Here is a 17,409-nt window from a genome sequence, read left to right as displayed (position 1 = left end):
TCCCGACCTGGAGTTCTTCGCATGACCGGCCCAGTCACCCGCGGCTTCGTGGGGCGCCCCCGTGAGCACGATCCGGGGCTGCCGCCCGGCCAGTACGACGCCCGCGACGAGTGGCCCGTCCTGTCGGCGGAGGTGACGCCGCGGCTGTCCGCCGCCGACTGGACCTTCCGCGTGGACGGCCTGGTCACCGAGGCGCGCACCTGGACCTGGGACGACGCACGGGCGCTGCCCACGTCCGCGTACGAGGGCGACATCCACTGCGTGACGGGCTGGTCGAAGTTCGGGGTGCGCTTCGGCGGCGTCCCGCTCGACACGTTCCTCGGCGCGGTACGCCCCGACGCCTCGGCCACGCACGTGGTGGCGTACGCGCACACCGGCTACACGGCGAACCTGCCGCTCGCCGACGTGACCGGCGGCAAGGCATGGGTGGCCTTCACCTACGGCGACGAGCCGCTGCCGCCCGAGCACGGCGGCCCGGCCCGCCTCGTCGTGCCGCACCTGTACTTCTGGAAAAGCGTGAAGTGGCTCGCGGGCCTGAGGCTCCTCGATCACGACGAGCCCGGCTTCTGGGAGCAGAACGGGTACCACGCACGGGGCAACCCCTGGGAAGAACAGCGGTACGCCGGTGACTGAGACGACCTTCACGCCCCCGACCCGGTTCGCCGTGCCCGGCCGGATCGAGGTCGGTCAGCAGCAGGCGGCCACCTGGCAGCGCGCGGTGATCACCGAGATCCGGCGGGAGACACCGCTGGTGTCGACGTTCCGTTTCGCGGTCCCCGGCTGGCAGGGGCATCTGCCGGGCCAGCACCTGATCCTGCGGCTGACCGCCGAGGACGGCTACACGGCGCAGCGCCACTACTCGCTCGCCTCGCCCCCGGACGACTCGGGGCACATCGAGCTGACCCTCGACCACGTCGAGGGCGGCGAGGTCTCCGGCCATCTGCACACGGTCGCCCGGATCGGCGACGCGGTGGAGGTGCGGGGCCCGCTCAGCGGCTTCTTCGCGTGGCCCGGCGACCGTCCCGCGCTGCTGATCGGCGCGGGCTCGGGCGTCGTCCCGCTGATGTCGATGCTGCGCCACCACCGCGCCCGTCGCCTCACCGTGCCGCTACGGCTCTTCGTGTCCGCGCGCACGCGCACGGACCTGATCTACGCCGCCGAGTACGGGGCCGAGACGACACCGGTGCTCACCCGCGAGGGCGAGCGCCGGCGCCTGGCCGCCGACCATCTGGCGGTGTGCTTCACGGACGGGGCGCCGGAGTGGGAGGCGTACGTGTGCGGCTCGAACGCGTTCGCCGAGCACGCCTCCCGGCTCCTGGTCGACCTCGGTCAGCCGGTGGAGCGCATCCGCATCGAGCGCTTCGGCTGAGCGGCCCCGGTCTTCCTACCGGACGCCGGCCCACCGCTTGATGGTGGCGGTGGCGGCGTCCTTCTCGTCCGTCGGCAGCGCCGAGATCCGGGCGCCGTGGTTCGACTTCGGCACGACGTACTTGTACGAGTCGTGTCTGCTCGGCGTGAACTGCTCGGCGCTCCACGGGTCGTTCTGCCCGTACACGAACAGCATCCGCTGCGACTCGGTGCGCACCCACTTGTCGACGCCCTTGATGACGGTGCCGTCGTAGGTGGTGCGCATGTCGGCGGGGAGCACGGAGTTCGGCTGGTAGATGTCCGGGTAGTGGCGCACGCCCTTGAGGTTCTTGAACTTCAGGTCGGCCCAGCCGAGTTGGGCGGCGGCCTGCCGGTAGTAGGGGCCCGAGCCGTTGGCGCCGAGCGAGGAGTCCTCGTAGACGGACAGGCCGTGGTCGAGGGACCACTGGTACAGCTCGTCGTCGGAGACGGTCCTCGCGTCGGGCACGGTGGGGCAGTCGTCGACGGATCCCGACTGCCAGAAGTTCCACACCTGGTCCAGGACGGCGAACTCGTAGGCGCGGTCGGTGGTGCCGAGGGTCCGGGTGAAGGTGTAGCCCTCGTCCTTGGCGGTCTGCTCGAACTTGGGGAGCAGAGCGTCGCGGCGCACCAGCATCTCGCGCTGCACGGCGGCGAGTGCGTCGCGGCACTCGGCGGTGCCGACCGTCCGGAAGAAGCGCTCGTACGTGCTGTCGTCGTTGTTGTTCGCGTCGTTCGGGGCGACGTAGGCGACGACGCCGTCGTAGTCGCGCGGGTAGAAGCGGTAGTGGTATGTGGCGGTCATGCCGCCCTTGCTGCCGCCGGTGGCCAGCCACTTCGAGGACTTCTCGTACAGGGGTCTGACGGCCTGCACGATCGCGTGCTCGTCGGCCGCCTCCTGCTGGACGGTCATCTTCGCCCACGGGGTGCCCCCGGCCGGGACGGACGGGCCGAAGAAGCGGTGCTCCACGCTGAGCTGGTTGGCGTCGAGGATCGTGGTGGGCTCGCGGGTCGACGAGGACAGTCCATAGCCACCCGTGTAGACGACGACGGGCTTGGCGGTGGACTTCTGCCAGATCGTGAACCGCTGCTGGAACGTGCCCGATCGCGGGTCGGTGTGGTCGATCGGCTGGGTGATCGTGAGGGCGTAGAGCGGGAAGCCCTCCTTGTCGCTGACGCCGGTGACGGTGATGCCGGGCAGCGCGCGGAGCTGGTCCTCGAAGGACGCCTGCGCGGACGCCGTCGCAGCGCCGGCCGGTGCCGCGGTGGCGGCGAGGGCGCCCGCGGTGAGTGCGGCGGACAGCAGGAGCGTGGGTATGGCGCGCAGGCGCACGGGGCCTCCCGGGTAGGGGAACGGTGAAGTCGATCACTGGCTCGGTGACCGAGACCCTAACCCGGGGCGGACACGGGCGAGTTGAAGTCGCCGTTTTACTACGGCGTTACTGTTCGCCGACCCGGTGGCACATGCGGACATTCGTGCCGGCACGGCAGAAGCCGGGCACCCGCCGTGCGGCGGGTACCCGGCTTCCGGGTGCGGGTGCGGCTCAGAGCTGGCCGGACTCCGCGATGGTGATCTTGGCGGCGGTGGCACCGCTGCGCGAGCCGAGCGCCTCGATCTTCTTCACGAGCTCCATGCCGTCCTCGACCTCACCGAAGACGACGTGCTTGCCGTCGAGCCAGTCGGTGACGATCGTCGTGATGAAGAACTGCGAGCCGTTGGTGTTCGGGCCGGCGTTGGCCATCGAGAGCAGGCCCGGCTTGGTGTGCTTGAGCTGGAAGTTCTCGTCGGCGAACTTCTCGCCGTAGATGCTCTTGCCGCCCGTGCCGTTGCCGGCGGTGAAGTCGCCGCCCTGGAGCATGAAGGCGGGGATGACGCGGTGGAAGGACGAGCCGGCGTAGCCGAAGCCCTTCTCGCCCGTGCACAGGGCGCGGAAGTTCTCCGCGGTCTTCGGGACGACGTCGTCGAAGAGGTTGAACGTGATCCGCCCGGCGGGCTCGTCGTTGATCGTGATGTCGAAGTAGGTCTTGATAGCCATGAGGGCAATCCTTTCATCACGACCCCCGAAATGCCGATTCGGGCCGTCGGCGTGGCCGTATCCGTACGGTCCGTAGCCGTCCCGGCGCGTTTCGTGGCCGACTCAGACCGCGAGCCGGTCCTGCGCCTGCACCCCCTCGCGCAGCGGCCGCACCCCGTGGGCCTTGGCGAGGCCGTGCGGCGGCATGTCGAAGTAGATCGTCTCGAAGGAGCCGGCGGGCACCACGTACGTCTCGTGCCACAGACCCACATGGCCGCCGCTCCTGCGGGCGTACCGGTTGAGCCGCGCCCACCAGGGCTGGTGGCGCCGGCCGGGCGCGGCGGCGTAGGTGAGCAGCTTCTCCTTCGACTCCCAGTACTGGGTGACGAAGTAGGTGCGCGGGTTCGCGGTGCCCAGGACATGGTTGAGCAGACCCAGGCTGCGGTCCTTACCGAGCTCCCTGAGCATCATGGGCATCGCGATGAACACCGGGAGCCAGCGATGCACGGCCCAGAAGTGATTGATCCGCATGCCGATCAGGAAGACGACGACGTCTCCCTGTGTGTCGGCCGTGGTTCGACCCATCTGTGGTTTCACGGGCACAACTCCCCCTCGGTCTCCCGGTGTTCACGTGATTGGATAGTGGCACTTCCCAAGAGAGGGCACAAGAGATGCGACTGGCGGAGCTGAGCGAGCGCAGTGGGGTGTCCGTCGGCACGATCAAGTACTACCTGCGGGAAGGGCTCCTGCGACCGGGCCGGCGGATCAGCAAGACGCAGGCCGAGTACGACGAGTCGCACCTGCGCCGGCTGAACCTGGTGCGCGCCCTGATCCAGATCGGGCACGTGCCGGTGGCCACCGTCCGCGAGGTGCTCGGGCACATCGACGACGACTCGCTGGGCACGACGATGCGGTTCGGCGCCGCGATGTGGGCGCTGCCGAACCCGCCGGAGGCGCCCGCGCAGGATCCGGTCACCGTCCAGGTGACCGAGGGCGTCGACCGTCTGCTGGAGATGGTGGGCTGGGGGCACGCACGGGAGATCGGCACCCTCTCCCCCACCTTCCGCCGTCTGGTGACCGCCCTGACCACGTTCAACCGGCTCGGGTACGAGTACGAGCCCGAGGCGCTGGTGGCGTACGCGCAGCAGATGGACGAGCTGGCCGAGCTCGATCTGGACCGTATCGACGAGATGGAGGGGGACGCCGCGAAGGCCGAGCTGGTGGTGGCCGCGGCCGTGTTCCTCGAACCCGTGCTGCTGGCGCTGCGCCGCCTCGCACAGGAGGAGCACGCCACCCGTCGATACGGCTTGTGAGGGCAACGGGGAGGCCGCCTACGATGACGCAACGGCCCCGGGCACTCGGCGGTGGCCGGTCGACCGGGAGGGACCCCCAATGATCATCTTCGGCACGCGCGGTTACGTGTATCAGCTCGCGATGCTCACGCTCGTCTGCGGCAACTGCGGCAATCCGTCGGCGCATTCGCTGCGCAAGTACGTCACGAAGTTCACCCTGTTCTTCGTGCCGCTGTTCCCGATATCGACGAAGTACCGCACACAGTGCACGTTCTGCGGCATGGAGCATCAGCTGCCCAAGGAGCAGGCGGAGGGCATGCTCGCCACCGCCGCCGCGCCGCAGGGGAACCCGGCGCAGCAGCCGCACCACCACCAGGGCTGAGCCAGGAGGACGACACGGCCCCGCCGCCCAGCGGGGGGGGGAGAGCTGGGGCGGCGGGGCTTGGGTGCTCTCGCGCCCGGGGGGAGGGGCGTCCAGAGCGTGTCCTCCTCCGGATGCCCGGGTTCGGCCCGGGCATGCACACCGGATTGCGGGAATTTCACGGCCGGGTCTTCAGCGGGGCCGCCCTGTCGGCAAAAGCCTCAAAGGGAAGTTCAATGACACAGTTGAAGCCATGAGATTCCTTCTCGAGGTCGACATGGGTGACACGGCGTTCGACGGCGACGCGGCGCGCGAGCTGGGCCGCGTCCTTCGGTACTGGGGCGGCAATCTTCACCACTACGCCCTGACCCCGGGCGACACGGCGGCGATCCACGACTCCCAGTACCGGGAGGTGGGCAGCTGGCGCATCGTCGAGGACGGTCAGTAGTCGGTCCGCATGGCCGCACGCACCTCGTCGAGGGTCTGTTCCGCGATCGCGCAGGCCCGCTCGTTCCCGGCCCGCAGCACGTCCCTGACCAGCTGCCGGTCCGCGGCACAGGTCGCGCGGCGGGCCCGGATCGGCGCCAGGTAGGTGTTGACCGCCTCGGTGGCACGTCGCTTGAGACATGCCCCTCCCCCGTCCCCGAGCTCCTCGGCCACCTGGCGCGGTTCGATCCCCTCGCACAGGGCGGTGAGCAGCACCAGCGAGGAGACCTCGGGGCGGGTGGCGGGCTCGTAGGTGATGCGGCGGTCGGCGTCCGTCTTGGCGCCGCGCAGCAGGCGGGCCGTCTCATCGGCGTCGGCGGACAGGGCGATGGCGTTGCCGCGGCTCTTGCTCATCTTGGTGCCGTCGGTGCCGAGCAGCAGAGGCGCGTCGGACAGCAGCGCCTCGGGGCGCGGGAAGAGCGCCGCGCCGTTGCCGTAGCGGTCGTTGAAGCGGCGGGCGACGGTCCGGGTGATCTCCAGGTGGGGCAGCTGGTCCTGGCCGACGGGGACCAGGTTGGCCTTCACGGAGAGGATGTCGGCGGCCTGATGGACCGGGTAGGTCAGCATCAGGCCGCTGACGGCCGACTGGCGGGAGTGCGCGATCTCGTCCTTGACGGTGGGGTTGCGGTTCAGCTCGGCGACGGAGACCAGGCTGAGGAACGGCAGCAGCAGCTGGTTGAGCGCGGGCACGACGCTGTGCGTGAAGATCGTGGACCGGTCGGGGTCGATGCCGATGGCCAGATAGTCGAGGACGAGTTCCTCCACGTACTCCTTGAGGTTCTCCGCGACGTCGCGGTCGGTGAGCACCTGGTAGTCAGGGACGAGGACGAACGTCTCGACGCCGAGGTTCTGCAGTCTGACGCGGTTGTGGAGGGTGCCGAAGTAGTGGCCGAGGTGGAGCCGTCCGGTGGGCCGGTCGCCGGTGAGGACGCGGAATCCCGCCGGGTCCTGCTGGATCTGCCGCTCCAGTTCGGCGCTGCGGGCCAGGGCCGCGGACGTGCCGAGGAGGTCGGTGGCGGGGGTCTCGACGGTGATGGTGCTCATGATGTCTCCCTGCGGATCGACGGGTCGTGGTCGCCTTCGGGACGGCCCGCCCTGCGGGAGGTTCACCGCGGGAGAAATGAAGAAGGGCCGTCCGGGGACGGCCCTTGTTCGTGCATGACTGTGGCCGCCTCTAAGTGAGGCGCCACCAGTTCAGACACGTGAAGCGAAGCATGGGTACGAGGTTAGCACCGGACGGGGCGATCACGGCGTGCGTGGGGTGAACGTCACGGGCAGCGACTTCGGGCCGCGGGTGAACACGCCCTGTTCGACGGGGTCGAAGCCGTCGGCGAGGCGCAGCTCGGGCATCGCGTCGAGCAGCTGGTTCACTCCGGTCTCGACCTCGGCCTTGGCGAGGAGCGCGCCGACGCAGAAGTGCCGGCCGAGCGCGAACGCCAGGTGGTCGGCTGCGGCCGAGAACGCGGTGGTGGTCGTGAGGTCGTCGCGGAACAGGTCGAAGCGGTCGGGGTCCTTGTAGCGCTCGGGGTCCCGGTTGGCGGCGCCGATGAGGCAGGTGACGGTGGCGCCCGCGGGCACGGTGCCGCCGCTGAGCTCCACGTCGACGGCGGACTGACGCATGATCATGTGGACCGGGGGCGTGTACCGCAGCGTCTCGGCGAAGGCCCGTTCGACGAGCGAGCGGTCCTCGCGCACCGCCGCCAACTGCTCGGGGTTCACCAGCAGGTTGGCGAAGATGCCGGCGATGGCCTTGTCGGTGGTCTCGCCGCCGGCCGCGAGCAGCAGGCTGCAGAACGCCTTGATGTCCTCGTCGCTCATCCGCACCCCGTCGACCTCGGCGGCGCACAGCGTGGAGAGCAGGTCGTCGCCGAGGTTCTCGCGGCGCTCGCGGATGATCGGGAGCATGTACGCGGCGAACTCGGTGCGGGTCCGCTCCCCCGCCGCCGCGATCTCCGGGTCGCCGCTCAAGTTGCCGAGGAAGGCGATGACGGCGGTGTACCAGCCGTGGAAGCGGGCATGGTCGGCCTTGTCGAGGCCGAGCATGTCGGCGATGACGTTGACCGGGAAGCGGGTGGCGAAGGCGTCGACGAGGTCGACGGCGCCGCTGGACCTGAACTCGGCTATCAGCTCACGGGAGTTGCGCTCGACCACGGGCAGGAACTTGTCCTGGAGGTCGCTGCCGCGGAAGGCCGGGGCGACGAGGGCCCGGCGCACGGCGTGCTCGCGCCCGCTGAGCTGCAGGATGGTCCTGCCGTGCACGGGTTCGAGCTGCCAGTCGTAGTTCTTGGTGGTGAACTGCCCCTCCTTGTCCTTGAAGACGCGTTCCACATCGGTGTACCGGGAGACGATCCAGCTCTGGGTCGCCTCGTGCCACAGGAGCGGCGCGGATTCGCGCAGGGCGCGGTACACGGGATAGGGGTCGGCGGCGAACTCCGGCGACAGGATGTCGGGGATCTGCGCGGTGGACATGGCGCTCCCTGCGTGGGGTCAACGGGCGGTCCACCTCAGGCTATTGATCATCGGCACCCGGTGACACCCCTCGCCCCGCGGGAAGTTGAGACATCCACGTATGCCGTGGCCGACGACCGGCCACGGCATACGGCGTCGGGGTGTCAGCCGTTGGGGAGGATCACCGCACGGCCGTTGATCCTGCCCTCGTGCAGTCGCTCGTACGCGACGGGCGCCTCGTCGAGCGTGAAGGTCTCGGTGTGCACGGAGACCGCGCCGGCCCGCGCCAGGTCGAGCACCTCGATGAGCTCGCCGCGGCTGCCCCAGTACGGTGCGGTGACGCTGACCTCGAAGTTCGTCTTCCCGAAGCCGACGGGGAGCGCGCCGCCGCCGATGCCGACGATCGTGACATCGCCCTCGACCGCGGCGACGGCGCCCGCGGTCTCGACGGTGGGCTGGACGCCGACGAAGTCGAAGACGGCTTCGGCGCCGCGGCCACCGGTCAGCTCGCGGACCTTCGCCGCGGCCGCGGCGTCCGACAGGATCGCCTCGTGCGCGCCGACGGTACGGGCGAGGGCGAGCTTGTCCTCGGTGACGTCGAGGGCGACGACGCGGGCAGCGGTCATGGCGCGCAGCAGCTGGATGGCGACGTGACCGAGGCCGCCGGTGCCGATGACGACGGCGGTGGAGCCGGGGACGAGCTTGGGCAGGGAGCGCTTGATCGCGTGGTACGGGGTGAGTCCGGCGTCGGTGAGCGGCACGGTGGCGACGGGGTCGAGGCCGTCGATCGGCACCAGGTGGCGCGGGTCGTCGACGATCATGTACTCGGCCATGGAGCCGGGGGCGCCGAGTCCGGGCGGGTTGATGCCGAGCTCCGCGGCGCGCAGGCAGTAGTTCTCCTTGCCCTGCGCGCAGTTGGCACAGGTGCCGCAGCCCCACGGGCCGTAGACGGCAACCGGGTCACCCTCCTTGAGTCCGGTGACGCCCGCGCCGAGCGCGGCGACCGTGCCGACGCCCTCGTGGCCCAGGGTCAGCGGAAGCTCGTACGGGAAGCCCTCGGCGGGCCAGCTCATCACGGCGATGTCGGAGTGGCACACACCGGCGGCGGTGACCTTCAACAGGACCTGCCCGGGGCCGGGCTCCGGGTCCGGGACGGTGACGACCTCGGGTGCCGCTCCGATGGTCCGGTACTGGAGTGCCTTCATGACTCGACTCCTTCGTCGCTCTTTCCTGCCCCCGCCTCTCCACCGTAACGCGCTCACGTCCCATTGAGACACATGTCCCGATGGGACATGCATCACGACATAAAAAAGGACCCCGACCGTACGGGGGAGAACGGTCGGGGCCTTGGTTCAAAGTTTAACAGCGAACAACCGTGCTTCCGACCACTCGAAGGCGTGAGGGGCGGTGACCTCGGACACACAGCTCATTCTCAGACATTTCATCCGGGGTCCGGCCCGCATGTCCCGGCCATCGGCACTCGGGCGCCGGCCCGTGGGCCGTGGTGGCGCGGTGCCCCGGCGGACCGTTCCGGCCAGATACCTCGCCCGTGCGAACTGGCCGGTCTTCCGGTGGCCGCGACAGGTGCCCGGGGCATCCAATGACCGAAGGGGCGCGGAACGTCCCGCTCCGCCCGTAGCACCGAGCACTTGTGAGGCGATCCGATCCATGACCTCATCCCCCACACGAGCCGTACGCCAGGATCCCGGCGCGCACCCGGTCGCGTTCCCCCAGGACCGCGGCTGCCCCTACCACCCGCCCACCGCCTACGCCCCGCTGCGCGACGCCGGGCCGCTGGGCCGGATCAGGCTCTGGGACGGCCGGGAGGTCTGGGCGGTCACCGGGCACGCCCTGGCCCGTGACCTGCTCGCCGACCCCCGGCTCTCCAGCGTCCGCGACCGGCCGGGGTTCCCGGCGCCGACCGAGCGCTTCGCGAAAGTGGCGGCCCGCCGGGTGGCGCTCCTCGGCGTGGACGATCCCCAGCACAACGGTCAGCGCCGGATGCTGATCCCGAGCTTCTCGCTGAAGCGGATCGCCGCGCTGCGACCGCGCATCCAGGAGACCGTGGACCGGCTCCTGGACGCGATGGAGGCGCAGGGGCCGCCCGCGGAGCTGGTCTCGGAATTCGCGCTGCCGGTGCCGTCGATGGTGATCTGCGCGCTGCTCGGCGTGCCGTACGCGGACCACGACTTCTTCGAGGAGTGCTCGCGACGGCTGCTGCGCGGGCCCGGGACCGACGACGTCACCCGCGCCCGGGACGAACTCGACGACTACCTGGGCGCGTTGATCGACCGCAAGCACGGCGCCCCCGGGGACGGACTGCTCGACGAGCTCATCCACCGGGACTCCCCCGACGGCCCCCTGGAGCGCGACGAGCTGATCGCGTTCGCGACGATCCTGCTGGTGGCCGGGCACGAGACGACGGCGAACATGATCTCGCTGGGTACGTTCACGCTGCTGCGCCACCCGGAACAGCTGGCGGCGCTGCAATCGGGGGCGACGTCGACGGCCGACGCGGTGGAGGAGCTGCTGCGGTTCCTGTCGATCGCGGACGGGCTGCTGCGGGTGGCCCGCGAGGACATGGAGGTGGCCGGCACGACGATCAGGGCCGGGGACGGGGTGGTCTTCTCGACGTCCCTCATCAACCGGGACGAGGGCGCGTTCGCCGCGCCCGAACGGCTCGACTGGAACCGCAGCGCCCGCCACCATCTGGCGTTCGGGTTCGGGATCCACCAGTGCCTGGGGCAGAACCTCGCGCGGGCGGAGCTGGAGATCGCGCTCGGCAGCCTGCTGCGCCGGTTCCCGCGGCTGCGTCTCGCGGCACCGGCCGAGCAGATCCCGTTCAAACCCGGGGACACCATCCAGGGCATGCTCGAACTGCCGGTCGCGTGGTGAGCGCCGTGCGGGTCGAGGTCGACAAGGAGCGGTGCGTGGGCGCGGGGATGTGCGCGCTCACCGCACCGGACGTGTTCACCCAGGACGACGACGGGCTGAGCGAGGTGCTGCCCGCGGCCGCCGCGGCGCCGGGCGAGCACCCCATGGTGAAGGAGGCGGTGCGGGCCTGCCCGGTCGGCGCCGTGTCCCTGGTCGCCGAGGGCTGACCCGCCCCCGCACCGTCCCTCAGGCGTGCGGCACCACTGCGACCGGGCAGGGCGCGTGGTGCAGCACGGCGTGCGCGACGGAGCCGATGCGGGCGCCGACGGCGGTGCGCCGGGCCCGGCGTCCCACCACGAGGAGCTGGGCCTGAGCCGCGACCGACAGGAGCACCTGGCCCGCGCTGCCGATCTCGACGTGCTCGGTGACGGGCACGTCGGGGAAGCGCTCGCGCCAGGGGGCGAGCGCCTCGCCCAGCGCCTTCTTCTCGTGCGGTTCCATGCCGCCGGACTCGTCGAGGAGTTCGAGCGAGGCGGGGCTGTAGGCGAACACCGGCGGCAGGCTCCACGCGCGCACCGCCCGCACGCCCGCACCCCGTGCGGCGGCGGTCGTGAAGGCGAACTCCAGGGCGGCGGCGCTGTCCTGGGGGTCGCCCTCCTGCCCGACGACGATCTCGCGCCCGGCGGCCTCGGCGCTCGCCTCGTCGCCGGACCTGACCAGGACCACAGGCCGTTCGGCGGCCGCGATGACCTGCTGGCCGACCGAGCCGAGCAGGAACCCGACCAGGGGTCCGTGCCCACGCGAGCCGAGCGCGAGGAGTTCCGCGTCACGGGCCGCCGCCGTCAGCGCCTCGGGAGCGCCGTCCTCGTCCAGGACGTCGGTGGTGACCGCGAGCCCCGGATGCCGCTCGGCGATCTCCTGCTCGGCGTCGGCGAGCAGATCGCGCGCCCACTGTGCCAGCGACACCTCGTCGGCGGCGAGCGCGAGACCCTCCGGTGCGGCCTCACCCACGTGCACCAGGCGCAGCGGCAGATCGCGCCGCACCGCTTCGCGCGCCGCCCACGCGGCCGCGGCCGCGCTCTCCGGTGATCCGTCCACTCCCGCGGTGATCGGCCGGGCCATCGGACCGCCTCCCTCGTCATCCGTGCGCTGCGTCGTCGGTCGCCGCCGCTTCCGCCTCGTCGCGGAGCAGACGCCTTCTTTGATCTTGCCTTACCGTCCCGTTTGCCCCAAGTGCGGGGGCCGGTTGATCAGTCCTCGCCGACGACCTTGCCCGGGTTGAACAGGTCCAGCGGGTCGAGGGTCCGCTTCACGGCGCGCTGCACGGCGCAGACGGCGGGTCCCAGTTCGGTGCGCATGCCGCCGCGCTTGAGCAGGCCCACGCCGTGCTCGCCCGTGACGGTGCCGCCCGCGGCGATCGCCGCGTCGAGGAGTTCCTCGAAGGCGGCCTGCGCGGCCACACGGGCCGCCTCGTCGCCCGGCTCGGTGATCAGGAGCGGGTGCAGATTGCCGTCGCCGGCGTGCGCGATGGTGGCGATGCGCACCCCGTGCCTGCGGCCGATCTGCTCGATGGCTGCGAGCATCCCGGGCACCTCGGAGCGCGGCACGCACAGGTCCTCGGTGAGCACCGGGCCGAGCCGTTCGAGCGCCGGGTAGGCGAGGCGTCGTACGTCGAAGAGGGCCTCGGCCTCGACCGCGTCGGTGGACTGCTCGGCCCACATCGCCCCGGCCTCGCGGAAGGCCGCGGCCATCGCGTCCGCCTCGGCCGCGCCCGCGTCGCCGGGGGCGTCGATCCGGGCGAGCAGCATGGCCTCGGCACCGGGTTCGATGCCGAGGTGCTTCCAGTCCTCGACCGCCTGCATACAGGCGCGGTCGAGGAGTTCCAGGGCGGCGGGGGCGAGACCCCGGCCGGTGACCAGGGCGACCGCGGCGCCCGCCGCGACCAGGCTGTCGAACGCGCCGACGACGGTGCGCGGCTCTCCGGCCGGCGCGGGCCGCAGCTTCAGCGTGATCTCGGTGATGACGCCGAAGGTGCCCTCGGAGCCGACGAACAGGCTCGTCAGGTCGTACCCGGCGACACCCTTGGTGGTGCGGCGGCCGAGCCGGACGCGGGAGCCGTACTCGCCGGCAGGACCGCCCATGACGACCTCCAGGCCGAGGACGTAGTCGCGCGTGACGCCGTACTTGAGGCAGCACAGGCCGCCGGCGTTCGTCGACACGTTGCCGCCGATCGTGGACCAGGGGGCGCTGGCCGGGTCCGGCGGGTACCACAGGCCGTGCTCGGCGACGGCTGCCTTCAGGTCGTTGTTGACGACGCCGGGCTGCACCACGGCCACGAGGTTCTCGGTGTCGATCTCCAGGACACGGTTCATCCGGGACACGTCCAGGACGAGGCAGCCGTCGACGGCGTTGGCGCCGCCCGACAGGCCGGTGCCCGCGCCGCGCGTGACGACGGGGATCCGCCGGGCCGCGCACTCCCTGACCACCGCCTGCACCTCGTCGGCCGACGTGGCGCGCACCGCCGCCAGCGGCCGGCCCACCGGCGCCCACTCGGCGTCGTCCTGGCCGAGCGAGGCGAGCACGTCGGCGTCGGTGACCAGGGTGCTGCCGGGCAGCGCGGCGGCGAGTTCGCGCACCGTGCCTGCTGTGTCTGCCGTGTTGATGTCGTACCTCCGGAACAGATCTGCATGAGCGGCGAGTTCACGGGTAACTGCCGGACACCATGATGGAACAAGGTGTTGCGTCACCCCACGGCGCGGGAGGGACGGTGGACTCCACCATGAGCGGGACGGACGTCACTGCGGACAGGACCCGGACCACGGATGGTGAGGTAAGCGCGTACGACATTCCCGACCCCGGCCGGGTCGCGCCACGGGACGCGCGGGAGCTGTCCCGGCAGTTCTTCCGGCGCCTCGCGGAACTGGAGGAGGGAACCGAGGAGTACCAGTACACCCGTAACACCCTGATCGAGATGAACATGTCGCTGGTCCGCTTCGCGGCGGGACGCTTCCGCCACCGGGGCGGCGCCGACGACGACTTCGCGGACATCGTGCAGGTCGGCACGATCGGTCTGATCAAGGCGATCGACCGGTTCGAGATCTCGCGCGAGGTCGAGTTCACCTCGTTCGTGCTGCCGTACATCACCGGCGAGATCAAACGTTTCTTCCGGGACACGACCTGGGCCGTGCACGTGCCGCGCAGGCTCCAGGAGCTGCGGATCGAACTGGCCAGGGCGCGCGACGAGTTGTGCAGCCGCCTGGACCGGGAGCCGTCCACCGCCGAACTGGCCACGCTGATGAACCTGTCGGAGCCCGAGGTCGTGGAGGCGCAGCTCGCTTCGAACGGGTACACGTCGGCGTCCCTGGACGCGGCGCTCACCGGTGACGCCGGGCAGGAGGGCGAGTCGGCGCTCGCCGACTTCCTCGGCGTCGAGGACGGCGCGATGGCGCTGGTGGAGGACTTCCACGCGCTCGCCCCGCTGGTCGCGGAGCTGCCGGAGCGGGACCGGCAGTTGCTGCACCTGCGCTTCGTGGAGGAGCTGACGCAGTCGGAGATCGGAGAGCGGCTCGGCTACTCGCAGATGCATGTGTCACGGCTGATCAAGCAACTGATCGCGCGGCTGCGGGCGGGCCTGCTGGCCGAGGAGGACACCGCCTGAGCGAGCCCCTCGTCAGGCCAGCGTCAGCACGGCGCGGACGCGCTTGCCGACCGGGACCCGTTCCACGGTGACCTCGGCGAGCGCGTCCACGATCTCCAGGCCGTGGCCGCCGATCCGCCCGGGGTCCTTGGGATAGCGCAGGGGTGCGACGGCGCTGCTGTCGTAGACGGTGACGGCGACGTGCCGCGCCGTGCCTTCGAGCTCCAGCACGTAGGGTCCTGCGCTGTGCCGGTCCGCGTTGGTGACCAGTTCGCTCACGACGATCAGCACATCGCCCACGGCGCGCGCGTCGAGCGTGACGCACCATTCCTGGCGCAGCCTGACGAAGAACCTGTCGGTGAACTCCCGGGCGTCGGCGATGCAGCCGGGTTCCCCCGTGTAGTGCGTGACCTGCCGCAGCGGCTCGATCGACGCGTCACAGCCCGATCGGATCACTGCGCCGTCCCTGCACTCGGTGTCCTCACTCATCCATGTCTCTCCCGGCGGCCGGCCCCGCGGGTGAGGCCCCCGCAGCCATGCTGATACCCCGACTCGGGCCCGGCAGTCCTGCCGGAGCCGACGAGTGACCGTGCCGGGATCCGGTCGTTTGCGGTGCATGGACACGTTCGGTCCATCGGCGTGTCCTTCGCTCCGATTCTCGACGCGAAAGGCCCGATCATGCCTGCCCTGCGCTCCGGCCACCCGGCCTTCCGGACCCGGATAGCCACCGACCGCGCCGAGGCCGCCCTCGTCGCGCAGTACACGGCGCTGGTGCGCCTGGCGTATCTCACGCTTCCCGCCACGCTCTCGCGGCACCGCCGGGTGCTGCTCTCGCACGGCGCCGCGCAACGGGCCCTGCCCGGGGCGCGCGCCACACCGGTGCCGGGCCCGCGCACCGCGCCGGACGCCGAGGCCGCCACCGAGGACGCGCTGCGGGTACGGGTGCTGCGCGCGGCCCTGTCCGCGGCGCACCGGCCGGCCGGCTGGCCCGGCGTGCTGCCGCCGCCGCGCACGCTGCTGCCGCGCCTGCCCGTCGTGTGGGGCCTGCGGGTGTTCCCCCGGGCGGGCGGCCCCGAGGAGATCGCGCTGGGGCAGGCGCTCGCCGACGTCCCGGCGCCGCAGCGGGCCGCGTTCGTCCTGCGCCGCGTCGACGGACTGCCGGACGAACGGGCGGTCGCCCTCCTGGAGGCGGCCGGTGTCGCCGACGGCGCGGCGTGTGTGCGCCGGGCCGCGAAGCTGGACGCGATCGCCGCTACGGCCGCCGAAGCCCTCTTGCAGTCCCACGAGTTCGACGCCTGCTCGGTGCAGACCCGGCCGACCGATCTGGTGCGCCGCGGACGGCGCAGACGAGCCGCGTGGGGTGCCGGCGCGGTGGCGGTCGTGGCGCTGACGGCACTGATCGTCCCGCACGCCGCCGACCGCGACGAACCCCCGGCGGCCCGCGCGAGCGCCCCGCGGGGACTGTCGGCCGACCGGCTGGTGCACGCCGACCCGCAGCAGTGGGCGGACTCGTACCGGGTCGACTTCACGGTCTGGCCCGCGCGCGGCGCCCGCAAGGACGACAAGGATCTCCTCTCCCGTGCGCTCGCCGCCTGGGCCGCGCCCGCCGACGACGTCCGCGTGAGCGCGACGCCCGGCACCCCGGTGGACGCACCGCCGCGCACCCCGCAGCTGCTGTTCGCGGGCGATGTCGACGGGCGGGCCGTGGTCCTGTTCAACGACGGCGAACGCCTGGCCCGGTACACCGAAGGGGACGGCGACACGCCCGCCGCGCTCGATCTCGCCCGCGTCGACGACGCCGACGTGACCACGGCGGCCACCGTCGTGCTGGCCCGCTCGCGCGGCACGGCCCGCTATCTGACCGCTCCCTGGGTCGCCGAGTCGACGACGCGCGACCTGCTGCGGCCCGACACTCCGGCGCGGCCGCTGCACGTCTCCGCCGACGGGGTCACCGACGCCGTACCGGTGGCCGGTGCGACGGGCTGCTCGCGGCGCCCCGTGCTGCAGCTGCGGTCCTCGTCTCGGATCGTGGAGCACCACGCGTTCGTGGTCGCGGATCTCGGCGGGCTCTCGCCGGTGCATCTGACGTACACGCCGCTGCCGGGGCACGGCACTCCCCCGCCGCGTCAGCCCCGTGAGGCGACGAGTTCCCAAGCGCTCCTCGCGTGGGCGCGCGGTGCGTGCGAGCTCGACTCGTGGCGCGGTGGCGGGGTGCGTGCGGTCAACGCGTGGGACTACGCCGAGCAGGAGCTGCCGGAGGGCGGCGGGCACGCGGTGTGGACGTGCGCGCGGGCCTCGACGTGGCGCGGCCCCGGCGATGTGGCCCTGCTGCTCCGGCTGCCCACGACGTCGTTGGCGTCGCCCGCCCGGCTCGTCGGTCAGGCCCGGAACACCGCCGCGTGCAGCCGGTTCGGGCAGCACGTGGTGGCGTCGGCGCGCTGGAAGTCGCCGCAAGGTCACTGGTACCTGGTCGCGGCCGGCAGCCGGGCGGTGGTGCGGCTCACGGCGAGCGGGGCGGTCGACACGGTGCGGCCGAGCCGGACGCTGGCCGTGCGCGCGCCCGAGCACGGCACGGTGCACGTGACGGCACGGCTCTCCGCCGAAGCAGGCGGGGAACAGCTCTCGGAGGTCGCGGGACAGCGTTGAGCCCCGGCCGCGGGGCCGGGGCTCGACGTGGGGTGGGAGGCCCGCGCCGCTGCCTGGTGCGCGGGCCGCTCCCCTGCTCAGCCTGGGCTCTCCCCGTCCCCAGCCACCACCAGGAACATGTCCGACTCCAGGTCCATCACCACCTGCGCGGACCGTCCCTGAGCCCGTAGTCGCGCCGCGTACTCCTCGGCCGGCCATGACCCTCGCGGCGCTCCCGCCGGAAACCGTCGCAACACCTCTGCCCGCATCTCGCCAGGCACCTCC

Annotated in this window: 18 protein-coding genes; 9 read left to right on the top strand and 9 right to left on the bottom strand. The window is 71.8% G+C overall.

Annotated features, from left to right (window positions below):
- The first annotated feature begins 21 nt into the window (after positions 1–21).
- On the top strand, positions 22–633 hold the full coding sequence (locus J3486_RS05115; protein ID WP_207818705.1) for a sulfite oxidase-like oxidoreductase: 612 nt from the start codon (positions 22–24) through the stop codon (positions 631–633).
- Positions 626–1,369, top strand: a complete 744-nt coding sequence (locus J3486_RS05110) for a ferredoxin reductase (RefSeq protein WP_207818704.1) — start codon at positions 626–628, stop codon at positions 1,367–1,369. The genes J3486_RS05115 and J3486_RS05110 overlap by 8 nt, the downstream gene beginning before the upstream one ends.
- A 15-nt stretch (positions 1,370–1,384) precedes the next feature.
- On the opposite strand, the gene J3486_RS05105 is transcribed toward J3486_RS05110, so the two are convergent.
- From J3486_RS05105 to J3486_RS05095, 3 genes are all read right to left on the bottom strand, one after another.
- Complete coding sequence (locus tag J3486_RS05105; protein ID WP_207818703.1) at positions 1,385–2,719, bottom strand: S28 family serine protease; 1,335 nt, start codon at positions 2,717–2,719, stop codon at positions 1,385–1,387.
- A 211-nt stretch (positions 2,720–2,930) separates the two neighbouring features.
- Entirely contained in the window at positions 2,931–3,422 is a 492-nt protein-coding gene (locus tag J3486_RS05100; protein WP_207818702.1) for a peptidylprolyl isomerase, read from the bottom strand.
- A gap of 102 nt (positions 3,423–3,524) precedes the next feature.
- Positions 3,525–3,986: a DUF4188 domain-containing protein gene (locus tag J3486_RS05095; RefSeq protein ID WP_207818701.1), complete on the bottom strand. Its 462-nt coding sequence runs from the start codon at positions 3,984–3,986 to the stop codon at positions 3,525–3,527.
- Between the two features lie 86 nt (positions 3,987–4,072).
- On the opposite strand from J3486_RS05095, the gene J3486_RS05090 reads away from it, so the two are divergent.
- From J3486_RS05090 to J3486_RS05080, 3 genes are all read left to right on the top strand, one after another.
- Positions 4,073–4,714 (top strand): MerR family transcriptional regulator, encoded by a 642-nt coding sequence (locus tag J3486_RS05090; protein WP_207818700.1) that lies wholly within the window; start codon positions 4,073–4,075, stop codon positions 4,712–4,714.
- A 79-nt stretch (positions 4,715–4,793) separates the two neighbouring features.
- Complete coding sequence (locus tag J3486_RS05085) at positions 4,794–5,075, top strand: zinc-ribbon domain-containing protein (RefSeq protein WP_207818699.1); 282 nt, start codon at positions 4,794–4,796, stop codon at positions 5,073–5,075.
- 232 nt (positions 5,076–5,307) lie between these two features.
- Complete coding sequence (locus J3486_RS05080) at positions 5,308–5,502, top strand: hypothetical protein (protein ID WP_207818698.1); 195 nt, start codon at positions 5,308–5,310, stop codon at positions 5,500–5,502.
- On the opposite strand, the gene trpS is transcribed toward J3486_RS05080, so the two are convergent.
- The 3 genes from trpS to J3486_RS05065 form a co-directional block, all read right to left on the bottom strand.
- Positions 5,496–6,584 (bottom strand): tryptophan--tRNA ligase, encoded by a 1,089-nt coding sequence (gene trpS / locus J3486_RS05075; RefSeq protein WP_207818697.1) that lies wholly within the window; start codon positions 6,582–6,584, stop codon positions 5,496–5,498. The two genes, J3486_RS05080 and trpS, sit on opposite strands and share 7 nt — an antisense overlap.
- 201 nt (positions 6,585–6,785) lie before the next feature.
- On the bottom strand, positions 6,786–8,009 hold the full coding sequence (locus J3486_RS05070) for a cytochrome P450 (protein ID WP_207818696.1): 1,224 nt from the start codon (positions 8,007–8,009) through the stop codon (positions 6,786–6,788).
- A 143-nt stretch (positions 8,010–8,152) separates the two neighbouring features.
- Positions 8,153–9,193 carry an NAD(P)-dependent alcohol dehydrogenase gene (locus J3486_RS05065; protein WP_207818695.1) on the bottom strand — a complete coding sequence of 347 codons (1,041 nt, stop codon included), beginning with the start codon at positions 9,191–9,193 and terminating at the stop codon, positions 8,153–8,155.
- A 463-nt stretch (positions 9,194–9,656) separates the two neighbouring features.
- On the opposite strand from J3486_RS05065, the gene J3486_RS05060 reads away from it, so the two are divergent.
- Together J3486_RS05060 and J3486_RS05055 are read left to right on the top strand one after the other, a co-directional pair.
- Complete coding sequence (locus J3486_RS05060; RefSeq protein WP_207818694.1) at positions 9,657–10,883, top strand: cytochrome P450; 1,227 nt, start codon at positions 9,657–9,659, stop codon at positions 10,881–10,883.
- 5 nt (positions 10,884–10,888) lie between these two features.
- On the top strand, positions 10,889–11,089 hold the full coding sequence (locus tag J3486_RS05055) for a ferredoxin (protein WP_374194689.1): 201 nt from the start codon (positions 10,889–10,891) through the stop codon (positions 11,087–11,089).
- A gap of 19 nt (positions 11,090–11,108) precedes the next feature.
- Here J3486_RS05055 and J3486_RS05050 read toward each other — a convergent pair whose 3' ends face one another.
- Positions 11,109–11,984 carry a universal stress protein gene (locus tag J3486_RS05050; RefSeq protein WP_207818692.1) on the bottom strand — a complete coding sequence of 292 codons (876 nt, stop codon included), beginning with the start codon at positions 11,982–11,984 and terminating at the stop codon, positions 11,109–11,111.
- Between the two features lie 128 nt (positions 11,985–12,112).
- Entirely contained in the window at positions 12,113–13,498 is a 1,386-nt protein-coding gene (locus tag J3486_RS05045; RefSeq protein ID WP_207818691.1) for an FAD-binding oxidoreductase, read from the bottom strand.
- Positions 13,499–13,641: 143 nt separating this feature from the next.
- On the opposite strand from J3486_RS05045, the gene J3486_RS05040 reads away from it, so the two are divergent.
- Complete coding sequence (locus J3486_RS05040) at positions 13,642–14,520, top strand: SigB/SigF/SigG family RNA polymerase sigma factor (RefSeq protein WP_229377408.1); 879 nt, start codon at positions 13,642–13,644, stop codon at positions 14,518–14,520.
- 12 nt (positions 14,521–14,532) lie between these two features.
- Here the strand turns inward: J3486_RS05040 and J3486_RS05035 are convergent, their stop codons facing one another.
- Entirely contained in the window at positions 14,533–14,988 is a 456-nt protein-coding gene (locus tag J3486_RS05035; protein ID WP_207818689.1) for an ATP-binding protein, read from the bottom strand.
- Positions 14,989–15,177: 189 nt separating this feature from the next.
- Between J3486_RS05035 and J3486_RS05030 the strand changes: the two genes are divergently transcribed.
- A complete protein-coding gene (locus J3486_RS05030; protein ID WP_207818688.1) occupies positions 15,178–17,145 on the top strand; it encodes a hypothetical protein in 1,968 nt (655 codons plus the stop codon).
- The last annotated feature ends 264 nt before the right edge of the window (positions 17,146–17,409 follow it).

This window comes from Streptomyces sp. VRA16 Mangrove soil (genome assembly GCF_017377775.1).
Lineage (GTDB): Bacteria > Actinomycetota > Actinomycetes > Streptomycetales > Streptomycetaceae > Streptomyces.
The sequence above is the reverse complement of the archived record's forward strand: the minus strand, read 5'-3'. Positions and strand labels throughout refer to the sequence as shown.